The organism is Flavobacterium enshiense DK69, assembly GCF_000498495.1.
GTDB classification, from domain to species: Bacteria; Bacteroidota; Bacteroidia; order Flavobacteriales; family Flavobacteriaceae; genus Flavobacterium; species Flavobacterium enshiense.
The window spans coordinates 48,913-68,606 of sequence record NZ_AVCS01000006.1 but is presented as its reverse complement, the minus strand read 5'-3'; the positions used below and the strand labels follow the sequence as shown (position 1 = coordinate 68,606).

Annotated in this window: 21 protein-coding genes; 9 read left to right on the top strand and 12 right to left on the bottom strand. The window is 37.8% G+C overall.

The window, feature by feature from the left end:
- Positions 1–78: 78 nt before the first annotated feature.
- From FEDK69T_RS03075 to FEDK69T_RS03060, 4 genes are read right to left on the bottom strand one after another with little or no spacing between them, the layout of a single operon-like run.
- The gene (locus FEDK69T_RS03075) at positions 79–774 is read right to left on the bottom strand and encodes an ABC transporter ATP-binding protein (RefSeq protein ID WP_023572678.1); all 696 of its coding nucleotides are present in this window, start codon (positions 772–774) and stop codon (positions 79–81) included.
- A 19-nt stretch (positions 775–793) separates the two neighbouring features.
- On the bottom strand, positions 794–2,263 hold the full coding sequence (locus FEDK69T_RS03070; protein WP_023572677.1) for a DUF5687 family protein: 1,470 nt from the start codon (positions 2,261–2,263) through the stop codon (positions 794–796).
- 59 nt (positions 2,264–2,322) lie between these two features.
- The gene (locus FEDK69T_RS03065) at positions 2,323–3,012 is read right to left on the bottom strand and encodes a hypothetical protein (RefSeq protein WP_023572676.1); all 690 of its coding nucleotides are present in this window, start codon (positions 3,010–3,012) and stop codon (positions 2,323–2,325) included.
- 3 nt (positions 3,013–3,015) lie between these two features.
- Positions 3,016–3,351, bottom strand: coding sequence for a PadR family transcriptional regulator (locus FEDK69T_RS03060; protein ID WP_023572675.1), 336 nt, complete (start codon positions 3,349–3,351; stop codon positions 3,016–3,018).
- 126 nt (positions 3,352–3,477) lie between these two features.
- Here FEDK69T_RS03060 and FEDK69T_RS03055 point away from each other — a divergent pair, with 126 nt between their 5' ends.
- On the top strand, positions 3,478–4,530 hold the full coding sequence (locus FEDK69T_RS03055) for a ferredoxin--NADP reductase (protein ID WP_023572674.1): 1,053 nt from the start codon (positions 3,478–3,480) through the stop codon (positions 4,528–4,530).
- 25 nt (positions 4,531–4,555) lie between these two features.
- Here FEDK69T_RS03055 and FEDK69T_RS03050 read toward each other — a convergent pair whose 3' ends face one another.
- Both FEDK69T_RS03050 and FEDK69T_RS03045 read right to left on the bottom strand, forming a co-directional pair.
- Positions 4,556–5,590, bottom strand: a complete 1,035-nt coding sequence (locus FEDK69T_RS03050; RefSeq protein ID WP_035630660.1) for a glycosyltransferase family 9 protein — start codon at positions 5,588–5,590, stop codon at positions 4,556–4,558.
- A 12-nt stretch (positions 5,591–5,602) separates the two neighbouring features.
- Positions 5,603–6,208 carry a DUF4254 domain-containing protein gene (locus tag FEDK69T_RS03045; protein ID WP_023572672.1) on the bottom strand — a complete coding sequence of 202 codons (606 nt, stop codon included), beginning with the start codon at positions 6,206–6,208 and terminating at the stop codon, positions 5,603–5,605.
- 77 nt (positions 6,209–6,285) lie between these two features.
- Between FEDK69T_RS03045 and upp the strand changes: the two genes are divergently transcribed.
- On the top strand, positions 6,286–6,939 hold the full coding sequence (upp, locus tag FEDK69T_RS03040; RefSeq protein WP_023572671.1) for a uracil phosphoribosyltransferase: 654 nt from the start codon (positions 6,286–6,288) through the stop codon (positions 6,937–6,939).
- On the opposite strand, the gene FEDK69T_RS03035 is transcribed toward upp, so the two are convergent.
- Entirely contained in the window at positions 6,934–7,863 is a 930-nt protein-coding gene (locus FEDK69T_RS03035; RefSeq protein ID WP_023572670.1) for a DUF6427 family protein, read from the bottom strand. The genes upp and FEDK69T_RS03035 overlap by 6 nt on opposite strands.
- A 121-nt stretch (positions 7,864–7,984) precedes the next feature.
- Between FEDK69T_RS03035 and FEDK69T_RS03030 the strand changes: the two genes are divergently transcribed.
- The 3 genes from FEDK69T_RS03030 to FEDK69T_RS03020 all read left to right on the top strand — a co-directional run bounded on the left by FEDK69T_RS03030 (position 7,985) and on the right by FEDK69T_RS03020 (position 10,210).
- On the top strand, positions 7,985–8,215 hold the full coding sequence (locus FEDK69T_RS03030; RefSeq protein ID WP_023572669.1) for a DUF6341 family protein: 231 nt from the start codon (positions 7,985–7,987) through the stop codon (positions 8,213–8,215).
- Between the two features lie 178 nt (positions 8,216–8,393).
- Positions 8,394–9,665: a BamA/TamA family outer membrane protein gene (locus tag FEDK69T_RS03025; protein ID WP_023572668.1), complete on the top strand. Its 1,272-nt coding sequence runs from the start codon at positions 8,394–8,396 to the stop codon at positions 9,663–9,665.
- 119 nt (positions 9,666–9,784) lie between these two features.
- The gene (locus tag FEDK69T_RS03020) at positions 9,785–10,210 is read left to right on the top strand and encodes a hypothetical protein (RefSeq protein WP_035630661.1); all 426 of its coding nucleotides are present in this window, start codon (positions 9,785–9,787) and stop codon (positions 10,208–10,210) included.
- Between the two features lie 152 nt (positions 10,211–10,362).
- Here the strand turns inward: FEDK69T_RS03020 and FEDK69T_RS03015 are convergent, their stop codons facing one another.
- Together FEDK69T_RS03015 and purD are read right to left on the bottom strand one after the other, a co-directional pair.
- Positions 10,363–10,596: a hypothetical protein gene (locus tag FEDK69T_RS03015; RefSeq protein WP_023572666.1), complete on the bottom strand. Its 234-nt coding sequence runs from the start codon at positions 10,594–10,596 to the stop codon at positions 10,363–10,365.
- A gap of 104 nt (positions 10,597–10,700) precedes the next feature.
- Positions 10,701–11,972 carry a phosphoribosylamine--glycine ligase gene (gene purD / locus FEDK69T_RS03010; protein ID WP_035630663.1) on the bottom strand — a complete coding sequence of 424 codons (1,272 nt, stop codon included), beginning with the start codon at positions 11,970–11,972 and terminating at the stop codon, positions 10,701–10,703.
- A gap of 113 nt (positions 11,973–12,085) precedes the next feature.
- Between purD and FEDK69T_RS03005 the strand changes: the two genes are divergently transcribed.
- Positions 12,086–13,396, top strand: a complete 1,311-nt coding sequence (locus FEDK69T_RS03005) for a phenylacetate--CoA ligase family protein (RefSeq protein WP_035630694.1) — start codon at positions 12,086–12,088, stop codon at positions 13,394–13,396.
- Here FEDK69T_RS03005 and FEDK69T_RS03000 read toward each other — a convergent pair.
- Genes FEDK69T_RS03000 through FEDK69T_RS02990 form a run of 3 tightly spaced genes read right to left on the bottom strand, consistent with a single transcriptional unit; the run spans position 13,393 to position 16,481 of the window.
- Entirely contained in the window at positions 13,393–14,145 is a 753-nt protein-coding gene (locus FEDK69T_RS03000; protein ID WP_035630664.1) for a glycosyltransferase family 2 protein, read from the bottom strand. The genes FEDK69T_RS03005 and FEDK69T_RS03000 overlap by 4 nt on opposite strands.
- Positions 14,145–15,497, bottom strand: coding sequence for an undecaprenyl-phosphate glucose phosphotransferase (locus FEDK69T_RS02995; protein ID WP_023572662.1), 1,353 nt, complete (start codon positions 15,495–15,497; stop codon positions 14,145–14,147). Before FEDK69T_RS02995 ends, FEDK69T_RS03000 begins: the two co-directional genes overlap by 1 nt.
- On the bottom strand, positions 15,498–16,481 hold the full coding sequence (locus tag FEDK69T_RS02990; RefSeq protein WP_023572661.1) for a UDP-glucuronic acid decarboxylase family protein: 984 nt from the start codon (positions 16,479–16,481) through the stop codon (positions 15,498–15,500).
- A 360-nt stretch (positions 16,482–16,841) separates the two neighbouring features.
- Between FEDK69T_RS02990 and FEDK69T_RS02985 the strand changes: the two genes are divergently transcribed.
- Genes FEDK69T_RS02985 through FEDK69T_RS02975 form a run of 3 tightly spaced genes read left to right on the top strand, consistent with a single transcriptional unit; the run spans position 16,842 to position 19,565 of the window.
- Positions 16,842–18,122, top strand: a complete 1,281-nt coding sequence (locus FEDK69T_RS02985; RefSeq protein ID WP_023572660.1) for a lipopolysaccharide biosynthesis protein — start codon at positions 16,842–16,844, stop codon at positions 18,120–18,122.
- On the top strand, positions 18,119–18,844 hold the full coding sequence (locus tag FEDK69T_RS02980; protein ID WP_035630665.1) for a glycosyltransferase family 2 protein: 726 nt from the start codon (positions 18,119–18,121) through the stop codon (positions 18,842–18,844). Before FEDK69T_RS02985 ends, FEDK69T_RS02980 begins: the two co-directional genes overlap by 4 nt.
- A 1-nt stretch (position 18,845) precedes the next feature.
- Positions 18,846–19,565: a class I SAM-dependent methyltransferase gene (locus tag FEDK69T_RS02975; protein WP_023572658.1), complete on the top strand. Its 720-nt coding sequence runs from the start codon at positions 18,846–18,848 to the stop codon at positions 19,563–19,565.
- Positions 19,566–19,694 lie beyond the last annotated feature (129 nt).

Genomic DNA, 19,694 nt, shown 5'->3' with positions numbered 1-19,694 from the left:
TTTTAATATGTGGGAAATTTGCGGATAAAAATCGGCTCAACGGAAAAAAAATCCCCTGAATTTTCAGAGGATTAGAAATTATACTGCGAAAAAAGCTTCCAGTTCTTTGAGTGTTTCCGGAGAGGTCTGAATGTCTCCCACTATTTTTCCTTTCTCGAGCGTTACAATTCTATCTGAAACTTCCACTGTATGCTGCAAATCGTGGCTGGAAACTAAAATAGTAACGTCGGGCATGGCTGCCAGTTCCTTGATAATTTTTTTTAAGCGGATTTGTGTAGTCGGGTCAAGATTGGCAAAAGGTTCATCCAGAATAATCACTTCCGGATTCCCGATCAGTGTTGCGATGATGCCCACTTTTTTCATATTCCCTTTAGACAGGTCGCGCAGGTATTTTTTCTTTTTCAGAATTTCCCCGTTAAAAAAATCCTCATGTTTTTCAAGCAAGGCATCCACATCAGCTTTATTTTGTCCACGCAATTCACCTATAAAATAAAAATACTCTTCCGGGGTCAGGTAACCAATAAGAAAACTTTCGTCTAAAAAAGCGGCCGTGAATGGTTTCCATGCTTCACTGGTATTAATCTGAATGCCATTACTGGTAATTTTCCCGCTTGATGGCTGAATCAAATCCAACAACAAACTGAAGAAAGTGGTTTTTCCGGCACCGTTATTTCCGACCAAACCAAAACTCTCGCCTTTTTTAATTTCCAGATTTTCGATATTCAATACGGTAATTCCGTTATATGTTTTTGACAAATTGGTTGCTTGTATCATTATTTATCTTTTTAAGAAATTAGTCTTTTTGAGTATAAGCCGCTATCGTTTTGTATTTTTCCTTTTTGTAAACATTTTCGATAATTCGAAACATTTTGTTACGGAAGGCAAATCCTGTGATGCCCGCCAATGCCACAAAAAGCAGTCCAATTTCAAAACCGAAAAAGGCCTTTCCAACTGCGTACAATGCCATTGGCAAAAGTAATTTCGGAATGGAAATCAGGAGAGTCTGCACATTGAATCCCTGACGGTTACCAAAAGCACCTTTAGCTGAAGCCAAATCAATGGGTGTTTTAACATATGCTCCTCCTAAAAGCACCAAATGCGCGTTTACGCCAATGTTATAGATAGCTCCTACCACAATCAGTAAATAAGTCTCCCAACCGAAATACAGGTAAAAAGAAGCCAAAAGGGTTGAAATGACCGTGGCAATCACAATCAAACACCATTTTGAATTCAGATAGTCCTTATATTGAACGTTTTGGCTCATCATTAATGGATAATAGGAACTGTCCCAGCTCGGCACAAATTGTCCGAAGGTAAAAAGGAAACCTCCCGAAACAAAAATACCCGCAAAAACCTGCATCATCGGATTTTGATACGCTTCAATTCCACTACTGAAAAACAATAATCCGTAGAAAATGAAAATAACACTCATAAAAACAGTGGTCCGGGAGCGCTTGTTTCTTTTTAAAAGTTTGATATCATTTTTAAGGAACGTCCCCAAAGTCCCAAACTGATTCAGCCAGGTTAACTCTTCGGATTTCGCAATGTCTTCTTTTACGGAAAGTCCCTGATCGAGATACAGGTTTTTTCTAAAGAAATTAAAGGTCACAACATACACTCCGGAAAAAAGAATCAATGGCAAAATCATCATCCATTTCGTTTCATAAATCCCAGTGAAAAACTGGGCAGTATACTGTGTAATATCAAAAACACTATACAACTGTAAGATTCCCAAACCTGCAAAAACGACAAGAGCCACATAAAAAACACTGTCTTTTTTATCAATCAGGATATTTATGAAATTATTCAGCATAACCATCGTAAACATGGTCAGTAACCAGCAAAACACACCTGCAACATCAAACCCTTCCCTTAAAAGAACAATAGAAAAAGGAATGAAAAAGAAACCATGAATAAGGTTAAAAAAAGACAATATTGTTTTTCCTAAAGCAAAATTTACGATGCTTTTCCTTTTGATATTGATATATAAAAGTGGTTTAATATTCATGACCGGTGTTTTCTGCATAAAGAACCGAATGACCAAATCAAAAAAGAAATAATAAATCAGGTATTTGTTGACGGTTTCTAATGGAGGCAAACCATAATCCTCTAGCATATAATAAGAAGCCGCACCAAGAACCAGGAAGCAACTTCCGAAATATACCGCCCCCAAAATCATCACAATTTTAAGAACGAGATTGGCGGAAAGGGAAGCCGATCGCAAAAACGATTTCCATTCCAGTGTGATAAAATGTTTGAACATACTCTATTACTTATTAATTGTAAGAAGTTAGATGCAAAAAAACAAAAATGTTACATTTCCTATGTTAATTTATATTCCGGATAGGTGGTGATGAGATATTCTTCGGATTTTTTGGGAATTTTTACAAGCATGATATATTCCAAAAGCACCATCAACACAATCATTATGCTGAAAATCCAAATCGTATAATCGTTTTCGAAATGCCTTGGGATTTTATTAAAAACACAAATTGCAACATAAATGTATCCCACAAAAGAACCTTTACCGAAAACAATTTCTTCGAAAAGCCATTTTTTACCGGAAACTCTCGTCTTTCTCCGGTTTTTGTACTTCATGTAAACCATTCCTCCGAAGAATGTTAGCAGTATTGCAACAAAAGAGGTTATGATCAGTTCTTCCGAAAAAGAAATGGTTTCCAAAAATAATTTTAGAAGTACTATCGCGACCAAGCTCCCGATAATTTTCGGAAGTTTATAGAAATCCTTAAAGTGTTGCCAGACCAAATCATGGTATTTTTTGGTCAGTGCTGCCTGTCGTTGTTCCACCACATTCATAAAACCGAATATGCCAAACTTTTTGAATTCAAACTGCAACGCTTCCTCGAAGGACAAGTTCGGATTCTGTTCCCATTGCGCTTCAATGCCGTTGGCTAAATGATCCGTCAGTTCGGTCTGTAAGTCGTAATATTCCACATAATGCTGACGGGTGAATTGGTAAAGGCGTTCTATTTGTTCTGAAGTAAGTTTCATCTTTTAATAACTTAATTTAGGGTTCACTAATACCTGCATGTTCCGGATAAATTCTTCCAGTTCCGATAATCGGTTCACCGTTTCTTTTTCTCCGCTTTCGGTAAGTTTATAATATTTGCGAAGCCTGTTGTCGACTTTTTCCACCTCTACTTCCAAAAAACCTTCTGCTTCCAACTTATGAAGCGCCGGATACAACGCGCCTTCTGTTATTTTGAGCTCCCCTTTGGTGATTTCCTTCACTTTCTGTGTAATCTCATACCCATACATGCGCCCTTTTTCTTCCAGGAGCTTCATGATTATGGTATTCAGACTGCCTTTATACAACTGCGAATTTTTCATGCAAAATTATTTTTATCAAAAATACATAAATTTCTTATACATAAATTACTTTGGTATTAATTTCTGATTTTTATCATATTTAAAAAAATTAGAATAGTTATTTTTGCTACTTAAACAAACTATACCATGTCGACATTTTATAAACTAGTGATAAAAGAAGTTTACCGAGAAACACCAAGTGCCGTCTCTGTTTCCTTCAATGTTCCTGAAGAATTAAAATCAAACTATAGCTTTATCGCAGGTCAATACGTTACTTTAAAATTAACGTTGGACGGAACTGAAATACGAAGAGCTTATTCGTTGTGTTCTTCCCCGAACAGTGGCGACTTACGTGTTACCATTAAAGAGGTTGCCGACGGTGTTTTTTCATCATTTGCCAACAACCGCTTAAAACAAGGCGACGTAATCGAAGTGGGTTCGCCGGAAGGAAAATTTACCTTTGAACCTAAAGCCGACGCTCAGAAAAATTATGCTGCTTTTGCGGCAGGAAGCGGTATCACTCCGATCATGTCCATCATAAAATCGGTATTGGAAAATGAACCAAAAAGTACGTTTGTGTTGACTTACGGCAATAAAAATCCGGAGCAAACTATTTTTTACGATCAGCTTCACGATTTGCAGTTAAAATATGTGGGACGTCTTTTCATTCAGTTTGTATACACTAAAGTAAATGTGGAAGATGCTTTGTTTGGAAGGGTTGATAAGTCAGTGGTGAATTTTGTACTGAATAACAAACATGCCGAAAAAGAGTTTTCGAAATTTTATTTATGTGGTCCCGAAGACATGATTGCCAATGTGAGCAATACCCTGAAGGAAAACAATGTACCAGAGAAAAACATTAAATTCGAGTTATTCTCAACTTCAACAACCGAAACCAAAATTGAGAATACTTTAGGAGGACACACTAAGATTACCATAATGGTCGATGACGAAGAAACCACCTTCGAAATGGCACAGAAGCAAACCCTTTTGGAAGCAGCATTAAAACAAGGAATTGATGCGCCGTACTCTTGTCAGGGCGGAATCTGCAGCAGTTGTTTAGCAAGAATAACAAAAGGTGCCGCGGAAATGAAAAAGAACTCCATCCTGACCGATGCGGAAATCGAAGAAGGATTGATTTTAACCTGTCAGGCGCACCCTACCACAGATGAAATTTATATCGATTTTGACGATGTATAAAATATAAAAACAAAAGGAGCTTTATCTAAAGCTCCTTTTTTATTTTGGCTAAAACCGTTTCCGGTGATATAGTTCTCATAGCATCTTCATATCCTTCCACTTTTTTGTTTCCGTAAACGGATGTTGGCAAGAGCGGATATTTTTCCCTGTCGGAAGTAAGGCAGAAATCATCTGGTTGACCAAACGGTTTAAATCCTGCATAAGGGTGTGTGGCACCCCAAAGCGTAATCACTTTTACGCCCAGCATGGCAGCAATGTGCGCATTTCCGGAATCCATCGAAAGCATTAGGTCTAAATTGGAAATCACTTCCAGTTCCTGTTTGAATTTCAATTTTCCTGCCAGGACAGTTACGTTAGAATGGTTAGCCTTCAATTGTGTTAACAGCTGAATTTCCTTCTCTCCTCCCCCGAACAACATTACGTTTAGATTGGTTTCTCTAGACAATCCATCAATTAGCTGCTGCATTAAATCAATCGGATATACTTTGCTTTCGTATTGGGCAAAAGGAGCGATTCCAACCCATTCATTATCCTTATTCCCGATAACCGAAACGATGTCTTCAGACAAAACGGTTTTTGACGGAAACTGCGGATGTGATAAATCAATCGGAAAACCCAATTCTGCGAAAGTATCGGCGTGGCGTTCGACCATCGGCTTGACCGGTGTGAAAATTTTGTCTTTGAAACGGGTAAGCGCTTTTTTATCGGCACGGCCTTTATCAGTCGCTGCTGTTTTTTTTCCGCTCAGCATAAAAAGGTTACGGACTACTTTGGAACGCAGTACGTTATGCAGATCGGCTATGGCGTCAACCTTCAATTCACGCAAATCGGAATACAACCGCAGCAAACCCGGAAATCCTTTATGGCGTTTATTCAAATCGACAGCGAAGAAACGGACATTCGGAATTCCGTCAAAAAAAGGTTTAAAAAAAGGTCGGGACACAACGGTCACTTCAACCTCAGGATACTGAAAAACTAAGGCTCTCAACACAGGAACCGTCATTGCGACATCACCCATGGCTGAGAGCCTTATTACAGCAATATGTTGTTTTTTAGACATCCGTTACGATGACTATTTTTTATTCTGATACAATACCGGATTCAGTTCTTCGTCGTTGTACATTTTCATTTGCTTGTACACTTTCATGTACTTATCGCCTTTTTCGATATCCTCGATTAATTGACTGATAGAGGTAAACATGTCGTTTTTCTGATCCAAAAGCACATTCAGTTTCTCCTGGCATTTAGCACGGTGCTCCGCAGTAGCTTCTGCACGAGTCGCCTCTTCGTTCATGTGGTAAATTTTCAAAGCCAGAATCGACAAGCGGTCGATAGCCCAAGCCGGACTTTCCGTGTTGATTCTTGCATCCGGTTTCACTTGAACGTCTTTATATTTCTGAAGAAAATAACTGTCAATGTACTCCACCATATCCGTGCGAACCTGATTGGAAGCATCGATTTTACGTTTTAAATCCAAAGCGGCAACCGGATCGATATTTGGGTCGCGCACGATATCTTCGTAATGCCACTGAACGGTATCCACCCAGTTTTTAGCATACAACAAATGCTCCAACGAGCCTTTTTCATAAGGATTTAACGTTGGTTGATACACATCGTCAATGATATGATATTCCTTGATACTTTGTTCAAAAATAGGAAATGCGAATTCAGCAAACATAGCTCTTAATTTTATTTACAAATATAGTTTTTATACTTTTACCCTTTACCTTAGAACTCCAACTTTAAACAAAATTTATGCACATTCATTATATTTCCGATAAAAACAGCATTCTGAACCATTTTTTAACGCAGCTTCGTGACGTTACCATTCAGAAAGACAGTATGCGTTTTCGAAAAAACATCGAACGCATCGGAGAAATAATGGCCTATGAACTGAGTAAGACATTAGAATATAAAGACGTAGCCGTTCAGACGCCACTAGGCATAAAACACACTACAACCATTGCCGAACCTGTAGTTTTGTGTTCAATACTGAGAGCCGGCCTGGCTTTGCATCAAGGGTTCATGAATTTTTTTGACGATGCGGAAAACGGGTTTGTTTCGGCATATCGTCATCATTACGACAATGACGATAAGTTTGAAATACTTGTGGAATACCAAGCCGCACCTTCCTTCGAAGGAAAGAACCTGATTTTGGTGGATCCGATGTTGGCCACAGGACAATCACTGGTAGCGGTCTTGAACAAACTGCATTTGGAACAAAATCCGAAAGAAGTCCATATTGCCGTTGTTATTGCAGCTCCGGAAGGAATTGCTTATTTGGTAGAAAACCTGCCTTCCAATTGCCATTTGTGGGTGGCCGCTTTGGATGAAAAACTGAACGAACACAACTACATCGTTCCCGGGTTGGGTGATGCAGGAGATTTAGCTTACGGAAATAAATTATAACTGCCCAAAGAAGATAATCAGGGCAATCAATAATAAACCGATCACAATAGTTTCCTTGAGCCATTGTTTATCCAATCCTTCCAGAAAGTTAGCTCCTAATACTGATAACGGGAAAAAGGTATACATCAAAAAGCTATTGTTTTTACTGGCCGACAAAACATAAATAGCAACCCCAAAAAGGAAACCGAAAATAATTTTCTTATAAGAAGCCTGCATGTTTAATGGTCTGTTTTGCAATACTAAAACCTGAGTGGAAAAGAAGAGCACCGCTATCGAAGAAAAAATAGCCAGTGCAATATTCTGAAACACATTTTCAAAATAGGTAAAATCGAAACTGACTTGCGCTTTTTCCATCACGATAGCCAGTAAACCATGATCAAAAATGAGCACTGCCATAGCAAACAACACTAATACGGTAAAAAAAGCAATAAACGGCACCAGCCAGTTACGGTAGTCACCGGACACGTGAAAAATGATGGAAATAAATACGAGAATCAGGAACAATATGCACCAAAAGTGAAATAACGAGGCAACAAAAATCCAAAACGAGGCGTCAAAAATCTTTTCCTTCGGGGTAATCAGCGATTGCATGGATACCAATCTGCGCAAAGCCAGCAACAGGAAAAAATTAGACAGAATAACGTTGGTATTGACTAGAGTTGTCGGGAAAAGAATCAGAAAAACAACAAATATAAAAGCCGCAAAACTATTGTCTCTGCTCAATCCGTTTCGTTTGGTGATGAACCTTACCAGGAATAAAGAAGCCGTAAGAACTAGCAGCAACCCTGATTTCTGGATAATCGTATGGTAGTGTTCAGTCCATGAAAAATCCTTGGTGAGGTACAAAAAGTAAAAGCCAATCAGCAATAAACTGATTAAAACGTAATTAATTGGCCGAGATTTATTAAAAAGGCTTGCTATCATGCAGATATTTTATATTTTTGTGACTGTAAAGATAACACTTGTATAAAAATGAGACTAACAAGATGTGAGAAGTTTTATTTTCTTTGCTTGTAAGTTCGAAATAAACTAAAACAAAAACACTATGAAAGCTTTTTTTGAAGGAATAGCCTATTTATTCGAAGAAATTCTTTTTGCTCCTATGAACTGGATGGCTGAACTGGAATTATCTAACTGGTGGACTGCAAACATTATCAACTGGATTTTTCTCGTTATCTGCTGTTATGCTACATGGTACTGGACAAAAGAACTAATGATCTTCAGAGCCAAAGGAGACGATGACCAAGACACTACAGCACACTCATTCTTAAAATAAGAATTCAAAAAAATCCCGATATAAATCGGGATTTTTTTTTGCCCTATTCAGAAGTAAAAAAGTGTTATTTTTAAAAGACCGTCAAAAAAAGCGCTTTATCGATAAAAAGGATAATATTGAAATACTTAAGGCATTTCTGTATAATTTTATTAATGAGAATAATCCAAAAAAGTCTGCTATGATAGTTTTAAGCAACAAATTCCTGAAAATTCTTTGTGTCTTTTTACTGGCAGAAATATTGTTTGTAGGCAATATGACAGCCCAGACCAGCTTAGATTCGGTTAGCAAATGCCCCATTGTGTCGGTTCCGGACCTTTTCAGAAAAAAAGATTCCACCACCGTCCTCAAACCTATCAAAAACAGTTTTTTAATTGTCATGCCAATCATTGGTTCCCAACCGGCAACGGGATTTATGTACGGAGCCGTAGCCCAATATACCTTTAAAGGCGACCAGCCAAAAGACAAATATTCTACCGTCAGCCTTAATGTGACCTATACCACGAAAAAACAATTGATGATAAACCTTAAGAACAACGTTTTGTTGAAAAACAATTCCATATTCTTAAGCGGCGATTGGCGTTACTACATTTTTACCCAATCCAACTACGGATTGGGCACCGATATTATCCCGCCCAACAGTTCCGACGACGGATTCAGTTTGGACGCCATTACTGAACCCATGGATTATGACTATCTTAAGTTCCACCAAACGATCTCCTGGGAATTTAAAAAAGATTGGTACATCGGGGGTGGTGTCGCATTTGACATCTATACCAATATAGACGATGCGGCCCTGAAAAACGAAACAGGACAATATACCCATCAGCACCACTATAATTACAGCCAGCTGCACGGCTTTGACCATCTGGAATATATAGTGAATGGCTTGAGTTTTAACATGGTCCACGACTCGCGAGACAATCAGATAAATCCAAACAATGGATGGTTCGCGAACTTTAATTATCGGTTCAATCCAAGTCTGAACGACAGACAACAAAAAAGCCAGGTACTTTACGGCGAGTACCGTCATTTTATCCCGTTAAGCCCTACCAACAAACAACATGTGCTTGGTTTTTGGACTTATGGACAATTCCTGATTCAAGGCGACCTGCCCTATCTTAATTTACCCGCTATCGGATGGGATCAGCGCAGCAGGGGCGGTAAAGGATATACCCAAGGATTGTTCCGCGGTTTTGACTTGGTTTATTTTGAAACCGAATATCGTTTCCCGATTAGCTGTAACCAACTCCTCAGCGGAACTGTATTCGCCAATTTTACTACTGCCAGCAATGATGATACCGACATTAAGCTATTCCAATACATCCAGCCCGCGGCCGGTATCGGGCTTCGCGTTTTACTGGACAAACCGACTAGGACCAATCTGATTCTTAATTATGCTTGGGGCCGTGATTCCAATGCATTTTACCTGAACGCCGGGGAAACCTTTTAGAAAGACAGTACAGAATTGTTGATTCATAACATATTTCTTGCAGTATTGAATTATTGTTTATTGCATTTTCCTGTTAAAAATACAGATTTTATTAAATCTAATTCACTAATCCGTTCGTTATGAAATCTTTAATCGCCGAATTTCGTCCAAAGGGAATCGACACGGCAAAAGCTATCCTCTACTGTCTCATGTTTGTCTTATTCACTGCTTACGCGACAGCTCAGGAAGTTGATTCGGTACAACAGATGAAAAAGAAGAAGCCGGAACATCCTAATTTGATAAAATTTAACCTCACCAATCGTATCTTCTATGACAATACCATTCAATTTACATATGAGCGGGTAATAAAAGAAAACCAAAGTATTTCTCTTTTCGGAGGGTATCAGGAATTCAAACATTTTAATCTGGATCTTAGCGGCGTGAATTTTTCAAAATCCAGCGATCGATCAGGTTATTCAATAGGTGCGGAATACCGCTTCTATTTAGGTGACCTAAACAGATATTCTGCACCGCGAGGAGTGTATCTAGCACCATTTGTCTCTTAATTCAAATTCAAAAATAAAAGAACTTACACCTACACTGATGAAACAAACAATGTTCAAACCGGCCATCTGGACACCGTGTTCGTTTCCTTAATTTCGGAGGGGAATTGGGTTACCAGTTTATTATCGCCAAAAGATTTGTGGTGGACTGTATCTTATTTGCCCCTTCTTTTACTGCGTACAAATTTGAAGCTCATGTAGATGCCAGTATCCCCGGGGCTTGAAGACAACGAATTGCCCAGGAAATTATCGACAAGTTGAAAGACAGAATTCCGTTTTTTCATGATTTGGCCGATAACGGTTCTGCTGTCAAATCGGGAGTAAGCACCTTCGAAAGTATCGGCTTCCGTTACGCCGTAAGTATCGGTTATCGTTTTTAAAAAAATCATATTTAAATTTCCAGAAAAGTTTTTCACGGGGTTTCCAATAAATCATAATAAAAAAGAGCAGAATCACTTCTGCTCTTTTTTATATTATAATGTACAAAATTGTCTTATAAGTCAAACCCTATATCTTTTCTGTAGTACATTCCGTCAAAATGGATTTTTTCGATGTTGGAATACGATTTTGCAATAGCATCCTTAAAGGTTTCTCCATACGAAGTCACCGCTATAACACGTCCGCCGTTACTTACGATTGTTCCGTCATTTAATGTGGTTCCTGCGTGAAATGCTATTGAACCGTCTACTTTATCCAAACCTGTAATCACTTTGCCTTTCGCATAGTCTTCAGGATAACCACCTGAAACAACCATAATTGTAGTTGCGCTTCTTGGGTCAATTTCAAAAGCTACATTCTCCAATGTTTGTGTTGCAATCGCCTTGAAAATCTCTACCAAATCCGATTTCAAACGTGGCATTACCACTTCTGTTTCCGGATCGCCCATACGGACATTGTATTCGATTACGAAAGGATCATTTCCAACTTTAATCAGCCCGATAAACACGAAACCTTTGTACTCGATATTATCTTTTTGAAGACCTGCAATTGTAGGCTTCACAACGCGCTCTTCAATCTTTTGCATGAATTCAGCATCCGCAAACGAAACCGGAGAAACAGCTCCCATCCCACCCGTATTCAAACCGGTATCACCTTCGCCAATTCGTTTGTAATCTTTCGCCGTTGGCAATATTTTATAGCTCTTTCCGTCAGTAAGCACGAAACAGCTCAATTCGATTCCATCCAAAAATTCCTCGATAACCACTTTGGAAGAAGCATCTCCGAATTTTGCATCCACCAACATATTACGTAATTCCTGTTGTGCTTCTGCTAAATCATTCAAAATCAAAACACCTTTACCAGCCGCCAAGCCATCTGCTTTTAGAACATACGGAGCATTTAACGTGGTCAGGAATTCACAACCCGCCTCAACAGTATCTTTTGTAAAACTCTGGTAACGCGCTGTCGGAATGTTGTGTTTCACCAAAAATTCTTTAGCGAACTCTTTACTCCCTTCCAATTGTGCCCCGTGTTTTGAAGGACCAATTACAGGGATGTTTTTTAAATCAGCGTCGTTTTTAAAGAAATCATACACACCGTTTACCAAAGGATCTTCCGGGCCAACCACTACCATCCCGATATTTTCGGAAAGTACCAGGTTTTTTACAGCCGCAAAATCATTGGGATTGATGGCAACATTAGTAGCAATTGAAGCAGTTCCGGCATTCCCCGGCGCTACGAAAAGTTTTGAGCAATGAGAACTCTGAAGCATTTTCCAAGCCAAAGCATGTTCTCTTCCGCCTGAACCTAACAATAAAATAATCATGTTGTTGAGTTGTTGATTTGGATGCAAAAATAGTCCGTTTTGAACGGAAAAAAAAGTTTATGTTGATAGTTTATGAATACGGTTTTATTATTTTTGGAAAAATTTCCCCGAACGTGTTCCGATTATTCGACTTTTCCCTTAAAATGAGTGGTTTCCCGATGAAGGGAGCCCATGCTGCTTTCGATGCAATTCTGGCCGTCCCGGAAGCAGATTTTTCGACTCATATCGAGGCACAACGAAAAAAAATAGTGGCTTTTCACCTGGAAAACAATTCATTTTATAAAGAATTGGTTGGAGAAAATGGCTATACGGATTGGAACAACCTGCCGGTACTGACCAAAAAAGATTTGCAGAAACCCTTAACAGAAAGGCTTTCCGAAGGATATACCCAAAAATCCGTATTTGTCAATAAAACATCCGGTTCCAGTGGGGACCCTTTTATTTTTGCCAAAGATAAAGAAGCACATGCCATCACCTGGGCATCCATCATCCATCGTTTCGGATGGTACGGCATCGATTTCAACACTTCCTTTCAGGCACGGTTTTATGGCATTCCGCTGGATTTCATCGGCTACCGAAAAGAACGTTTGAAGGATTTTCTGGGACAACGTTACCGCTTCCCTATTTTTGATTTATCGGATGTCTTTCTTGAAAAAGTACTGAAACATTTCAAAACCAAAAAGTTCGATTACATCAACGGTTACACAAGCTCGATTGTTTTGTTTGCCAAATTTCTTCAGAAAAAAAACCTTATACTGAAAGATATTTGCCCGACATTGAAAGTCTGCATGGTTACTTCGGAAATGCTTTTTGATTCCGACAAAGAACTATTGGAAACGCAATTCGGTATTCCTGTTGTAAACGAATATGGCGCTTCTGAACTGGATCTTATTGCGTTCCAAAATCCGAAAGGAGAATGGCAAGTGAATTCGGAAACCCTTTTCGTTGAAATTTTGGACAACAACAACCAGCCGGTACCTAATGGCAAGGAAGGAAGAGTTGTTATCACTTCATTATATAACAAAGCACATCCTTTCATTCGTTATGACATTGGTGATGTTGGAATCTTGGATGAAAAAAGCACGCCAAAAAAACCAATCCTCAAACAACTGGTCGGACGCACTAATGATATTGCACTTTTACCAAGCGGAAAAAAATCGCCTGGCCTTACTTTTTACTACGTAACCAAAAGCATCATTGAAGACGACGGCAATGTGAAAGAATTCATCATTCGCCAGACAAAAACTGATATGTTTGAAATTGATTATGTCTCTGAAATCGAGTTGACTCCAGATCAGATAAAAGGAATTCAAAATGCTATCGACACATACCTGGAACCGGGATTGCGGTTTTCGTATAATCGAAAAGAGACCCTTGAAAGAACATTAAGAGGAAAATTGAAACAGTTTCAATCAGAACTTTAATTTCTGTATTTCATAAACCCTCGGTACATCCAATGCAACATATAGTAACCCGATTCTAAAACATTTAGCCTTTCCACTTCACGGTAAAACTGCCACTGGTATTTTATAAGGTTCTTTTTATTGCGGGAAAGTGAATTTTCACGGATTCTGTAAATCGCCTTAGGTTCTTTTATACCATGTGCAAATGGAATTTCTTTAAGGTATTGCAACCACAAGCCCATGTCCTGTCGTTTACGGATTTCAGGCATAAACTTCTTTCCGAGTGTGTTGATGTTCACAAAAGCGGTAAGACAACTTATCGAATTGGTTTTTAAGATGTCCGTATAACTCACTTTTTCTGGTACGATAAAATCCGAATAAACGAATTCCATATTTTCATTGGAACGACGGTAAGACGTAAAAACAAAATCAATCCCTGTTTCCTTAATTGTCCGGATGCTATTCTCTATAAAATCCGGAAACCAAATATCGTCGGCATCCAAAAAAGCCATATAATCACCGGTTGCATTTTCGATCGCGACATTCCTTGCTTTTGCAGGGCCAACATTCTTTGTCAAAGGAAAAAACTTAACACGGGGCTCTTTTTGACAAATTGCATTCACAACCGCTGCGGTTTCGTCCGAAGAGCCGTCATCAACAATAAGCATCTCCCAAAATGGGTATGTTTGATTCTGAACCGATTCAATCGTTGCCGTAATGTAACGCGCGGAATTATAAGAAGGTGTAATTATGGAAACCAGTTCGTTCATTAATATGCTTTTTCTTCGCCTCTGATAGCATTATACACTGTCATGAATATAATTTTAAGATCCAGCAGCAGGGACCAATTTTCCAGGTAAAAAATATCATATTTTACCCTGTTGATAATATCCTTATTGTTTTCCACCTCGCCTCTGTAACCATTCGTTTGTGCCAATCCCGTAATTCCCGGTTTCACAAAATGCCGCACCATGAATTTATCCACACTTTTGGCATACATCTCGGTATGGCTTACCATGTGAGGTCTCGGCCCTACTACGGACATATCTCCAATAAGCACGTTAAAAAATTGCGGTAATTCATCCATACTCGTTTTACGGATAAAACGCCCTACTTTAGTAATCCTGGGATCGTTTTTGGATACCTGCTCCAGATCGGCAATTTCGTTCGGCCTCATGGAGCGGAATTTATAGCAATCGAATTCATGGTAGTTCAGGCCATTCCTCCTTTGCTTGAAAAAAACCGGCCCTTTTGATTCTTTTTTAATCAGAAAAGCCAAAATTGGCGTCAGCCAAGACAATACACCAAAAATAACAATCAATGAGAACAAAATATCAAAAGCTCTCTTTATTGCTTTATTAGCAGTCTTATCCAAAGGTATGTGTCTTAATGAGACCACCGGAATATAACCATAGTAATCAAACTTCATATTACGCGACAATATCTCTTTGTTGTCAGGGAGGAATTTCAGTACTTTAAGATTATTATCGGTGAAGTCTACAAAACGATTGACATCTTCGTTGGTCAGATCAGAAAGACTGCAGTAAATCTCATCTATTTTATCATTTTGTACAAAATCAAAACAACTTTCAATCTGACTTTTCTTTTCATGGTCCAGATTAAAAACCTTAACCAATTTATAGCCATAATCAGGATTGTCATTAAAGAAATCCGAAAGCTGTGAAACACTTTTGCTATTTCCAATAATAACCACTGTCCTGAAATTCCCTCCATAAACCACACGAAATTCTTTCAGCAAATAATAAATCGACAGTTTTACCGCGGAAATCAGCAAAACAGACAATGTTACATACTTGATGATTTGTGAAGGTATCGCAAAATCAAGAAAAAAGCCAAGATAAGCGAAATTTAAAACCGTAAATAACAAATATTGCTTTAGAATCTTACCCAGTATTTCTATTGCTTTTGTATAACGGTATACTTCATAAAAATCGACATTCCATGCAATAATAATCCATGAAACGGAGATGAAGCCATGATAGTAATATTCAGTAGAAGAAGCCAAAAGCAGGAACACTGCCAAGACATTAATAATCATTAAGTCCAGCAGATATGAAAATGGCCTGAGATAGCCTGAATATCTTCCTGTTTGTTTTCTCAATTAAAATATAAATTTTGAAAAATCCTTATGTTCTTCTTTGGCTAACTCTTCGGGAGATAGTGATTTAAAATATTCGTACGTGATTTTCATACCTTCGGAACGGGACACTTTCGGCTCCCATCCTAAAATTTCTTTTGCTTTAGTAATGTCCGGCTGTCGTTGCATAGGATCATTAACAGGAAGCGGGTGGTATACCACTTTCTGATTTGTTTCTGTGAGTTTAATAATCTCCTCTGCAAAATCACTAATGGTAATTTCGTCCGGGTTACCGATATTAACAGGTAAATGGTAATCGGAATGCAGTAATCGGAAGATTCCTTCCACCTGATCATCCACATAACAGAACGAACGGGTTTGCGAACCGTCTCCAAAAACAGTCAAATCTTCTCCTCGCAATGCCTGACCGATAAAGGCCGGAATAACACGGCCGTCGTTCAGACGCATTCTGGGCCCGTAAGTGTTAAAGATGCGCACAATTCTTGTCTCTAAACCATGAAATGTGTGGTAGGCCATAGTAATGGCTTCCTGATAGCGTTTGGCTTCATCATAAACCCCTCGAGGACCAATAGTGTTCACATTCCCGTAATATTCTTCCGTTTGAGGATGAATCAAAGGATCACCATACACTTCCGATGTTGAAGCAATTAGGATTCTTGCTTTTTTAACCCTAGCCAGCCCTAATAAATTATGGGTCCCCATGGCGCCAACTTTTAAGGTCTGGATTGGAATCTTTAAATAATCTATGGGTGAGGCCGGTGAGGCAAAGTGCAGAATATAATCTAATTTACCCGGAACGTGAACAAACTTTGTTATATCGTGATGGTAAAATTCGAAATTTTCAAGTTTAAAAAGATGGGAAATGTTTTTAAGGTCGCCTGTAATTAAATTATCCATTCCGATAACATAATAACCCTCCTTAATGAAGCGATCACATAAATGGGACCCTAAAAAACCTGCAGCTCCCGTAATTAAAATTCTTTTCATTCTTTCTTTTATTCGTTGGCTTTACCCTTACTCTAAATAAGCAAAACTCCCGCCTTAGCTTTTTTTTAGTAGGATTTCGTCAAAAATAGGACTATCATAGCTACTTTGAAAACAATATGGTAAAAATCTTCTCTTTTTAATTAAAATTATGTCCATTTTTGTGTTATTCAAAAAGTTACCCATTGCTAATTAATCCGTAACTGTTGCTTTTCCTTTCGTATATTTTCCAAAACATTTCTTATATTATTTTAAATAACTGCGTATTTATCAAGTTTTAGTTACTTTTGAAACATCAAAACCAAACAGACAATCATTACAAGAGTGATTTTATTCCACAAATTACGTAAGAACCATCTTTTCATGAGTGCTTTTTATAAAGGCATATCAGGGCTTTCATTATTTGTTTCCATACCACTTTTAATTCATTATCTGGGAACTGTCAATTATGGTGTTTGGGTTTTGATTTTTACGCTATTTCAATTGGTATTGTTAATGGATTTCGGCCTGGCCAGCGTTCTAAAGACAAAAATTCCCGAACTTAAACATTCAGGAACATTTGAAAAGGCCAATGCCTACATCAAATCTACTTACAAAGTTTCAGGTTATATTGCTTTAGCCGTTTTCTTGCTTTCCATCGTTTTTTTTGCCCTTGTCGATGTTAAGTCCCTTTTAAATATCCCGTTCACAACTAATTTTGTAATGAGGATATTCCTTTTAAATATATTTTTTTTCTGCATCAATTTTATCATGAATACGCACAAGGCTCTTTTTGTAAGTGTTCATAAAGGGAAATATGCAGAGCAATCTATCGCTGTAAATCAGATTTCTTTTCTTTTATCCTTATCCCTACCGCTGCTTTTTTTGACAGATCTGGAAAGTGAAACCAAACTTTATCTCATAAGCCTGCTAAACGGATTGGTTTGTTTTATCGTCAATCTTCTATACACCCTTTACTTTTTTAAAACAGAAGAATACACGCTCTTTACTTCCGAAACAATCGACAGAAGTTATCTGAATGATATCTTTAGATTAGGCATAAAATACATGGGCATTCAAGTCGGCACCCTTTTTCTGTTTTCTTCCGACAATTACATATTGGCTTATTTTTTTGGTCCCGAAGACATTGTACCCTACGAAATTGTAACAAAATACTTTCAGTTTCCCCTAATGATTTTAATTGCCGGCATGGCGCCTTTATGGTCAATATTTACCAAAAATTATCTGGAAAAGGATCAAACTGCCCTCAAACACATTTTTAAAAAATTCAATTACTTTTTCATTTTAATTCTCATTGGAATGATTGTCTGCATGTTATTGGCACCTTATATATTCAAAATATGGATTTCTAAAGATTTTGTTGTTCCGCAATTTCTTTTGATTATGGTGACAATCATGACAGCATTAAGAATTTTCAGCTCTTTTTACAGTTACTTTTTTAACGGAATCGGAAATCTAAAAAGTTATTTACTACTTTTATCGGCTAGTGTCCTTCTTAAGGTTCCGTTATCTTATTTTCTAATCACAGAAGGATTCGGAATATCCAGCGTTGTAATGTCCTCCGGAATATTTTTACTCTTTTGGAGCATTCTGCAGCCGATCGAAGCCTATAACATTGTTTCTGATTTAAAAATTAAAGAATGAATATAAACACACTTTCTATTATTATACCTGCCTATAACGAAGGACGGACTATCCATTTTATACTTGACAAACTTAAAGCCGTAAATCTTGAAACCGGCATAAAGAAAGAGGTAATTATTATAAATGACTGTTCAAAGGATGATACCGAAGAATCCGTTTTAAAATACATTGCAAACAACCCTGACCTTAACATTCAATACTTTAAACACGAGGTTAATAAAGGAAAGGGAGCCGCTTTGCATACCGGTATCAAAAAGGCTACAGGAGACTATTTGATTATACAGGATGCCGATTTGGAATATGACCCTCAGGAATACAATTTGCTTTTAAAACCTGTTCTGAACGGTTTTGCAGATGTAGTGTACGGCTCAAGATTTATGGGCGGTCATCCGCATCGAATCTCCTTTTTCTGGCATACTATAGGAAATAAGTTTCTTACTTTTATTTCAAACATGTTCACCAATCTGAACCTTACCGATATGGAGACCTGTTACAAACTTTTTAACACCAAAATCATACAGTCAATCCCCTTGCGCGAGAACCGATTTGGTTTTGAACCGGAAATTACGGCCAAAATAGCAAGAGTCCCTAATATCAGAATTTATGAAGTAGGTATTTCTTATTACGGGCGTACATATGAAGAAGGGAAGAAAATTGGCTGGAAAGATGGAGTGAGAGCTATTTATTGTATCTTAAAGTACGGACTTTTAAAAATAAAATAACATGATGGTTAAAGAAATTGATTTAGAAGGGCTTACCACTTTAACTGTAATTGAAAAAGCAGACCGCTTTAACAATTGGATGTATGAAACCATTGCGCCTTATTGCAATGGCAAAATTCTGGAAATTGGGAGTGGTATCGGTAATATTTCCCAGTTTTTCATAAAAAACAACAAAGACATTACGTTAAGCGACCTTCGCGATAATTACTGCGATATTTTAAAGAAAAAATTTCCGAATGATGTAATTAAAGTGGACTTGGCACACCCTAATTTCGACGAAGAATATAAAAACCTGCTTGAGACTTTCGATACCGTTTTCGCACTAAATGTTGTTGAACACATAAAAGACGACGTTCAGGCAATTGCTAACTGTAAAAAACTTCTGAAACCTAACGGAACTTTATTAATTCTTGTGCCGGCTTATCAGTTTTTATATAACAATTTTGATGTTGAACTGGAGCATTTCAGAAGGTATACCCAAAAAAATCTGAAGACAATTATCCAAAAGAATGACCTCAGAACCGTAAAAGAGTTTTCATTCAACTTTATAGGAATATTAGGTTGGTATTTCTCAGGAAATATTTTAAAGAAAAAAACCATTCCCGAAGGACAAATGGGCTTTTTCAACCTGCTTGTGCCAATATTCAAAATTGCAGATCTTGTCACTTTTAAAAAGATTGGCTTGTCGGTTATTAACGTTTCGGTTAAGGAAAAACAGTAAGCTAAACAGTAACAAACTTAACATTCGGGTTATATTTTCAAGTTTTGCCTTTGGTTTTTCAATTACTGAAGGCTTCGATCGTAATTTTCATGTCTACCGAATTTTGGCAGCGCGAAAATTTATATTTTT

Excerpts from the sequence above, each read along its gene's own strand:
- FEDK69T_RS03035 (WP_023572670.1), bottom strand. The coding sequence starts at position 7,863 with ATGATAGCAAGCCTTTTTAATAAATCTCGGCCAATTAATTACGTTTTA.
- FEDK69T_RS03025 (WP_023572668.1), top strand. The coding sequence starts at position 8,394 with ATGATAGTTTTAAGCAACAAATTCCTGAAAATTCTTTGTGTCTTTTTA.
- FEDK69T_RS02975 (WP_023572658.1), top strand. The coding sequence starts at position 18,846 with ATGATGGTTAAAGAAATTGATTTAGAAGGGCTTACCACTTTAACTGTA.
- FEDK69T_RS03045 (WP_023572672.1), bottom strand. The coding sequence starts at position 6,208 with ATGTTTGCTGAATTCGCATTTCCTATTTTTGAACAAAGTATCAAGGAA.
- FEDK69T_RS02985 (WP_023572660.1), top strand. The coding sequence starts at position 16,842 with ATGAGTGCTTTTTATAAAGGCATATCAGGGCTTTCATTATTTGTTTCC.
- FEDK69T_RS03000 (WP_035630664.1), bottom strand. The coding sequence starts at position 14,145 with ATGAACGAACTGGTTTCCATAATTACACCTTCTTATAATTCCGCGCGT.
- upp (WP_023572671.1), top strand. The coding sequence starts at position 6,286 with ATGCACATTCATTATATTTCCGATAAAAACAGCATTCTGAACCATTTT.
- FEDK69T_RS03060 (WP_023572675.1), bottom strand. The coding sequence starts at position 3,351 with ATGAAAAATTCGCAGTTGTATAAAGGCAGTCTGAATACCATAATCATG.
- FEDK69T_RS03020 (WP_035630661.1), top strand. The coding sequence starts at position 9,785 with ATGAAATCTTTAATCGCCGAATTTCGTCCAAAGGGAATCGACACGGCA.
- FEDK69T_RS03050 (WP_035630660.1), bottom strand. The coding sequence starts at position 5,590 with ATGTCTAAAAAACAACATATTGCTGTAATAAGGCTCTCAGCCATGGGT.
- purD (WP_035630663.1), bottom strand. The coding sequence starts at position 11,972 with ATGATTATTTTATTGTTAGGTTCAGGCGGAAGAGAACATGCTTTGGCT.
- FEDK69T_RS03055 (WP_023572674.1), top strand. The coding sequence starts at position 3,478 with ATGTCGACATTTTATAAACTAGTGATAAAAGAAGTTTACCGAGAAACA.
- FEDK69T_RS03065 (WP_023572676.1), bottom strand. The coding sequence starts at position 3,012 with ATGAAACTTACTTCAGAACAAATAGAACGCCTTTACCAATTCACCCGT.
- FEDK69T_RS03070 (WP_023572677.1), bottom strand. The coding sequence starts at position 2,263 with ATGTTCAAACATTTTATCACACTGGAATGGAAATCGTTTTTGCGATCG.
- FEDK69T_RS03015 (WP_023572666.1), bottom strand. The coding sequence starts at position 10,596 with ATGATTTTTTTAAAAACGATAACCGATACTTACGGCGTAACGGAAGCC.
- FEDK69T_RS03075 (WP_023572678.1), bottom strand. The coding sequence starts at position 774 with ATGATACAAGCAACCAATTTGTCAAAAACATATAACGGAATTACCGTA.
- FEDK69T_RS02980 (WP_035630665.1), top strand. The coding sequence starts at position 18,119 with ATGAATATAAACACACTTTCTATTATTATACCTGCCTATAACGAAGGA.
- FEDK69T_RS03030 (WP_023572669.1), top strand. The coding sequence starts at position 7,985 with ATGAAAGCTTTTTTTGAAGGAATAGCCTATTTATTCGAAGAAATTCTT.
- FEDK69T_RS02990 (WP_023572661.1), bottom strand. The coding sequence starts at position 16,481 with ATGAAAAGAATTTTAATTACGGGAGCTGCAGGTTTTTTAGGGTCCCAT.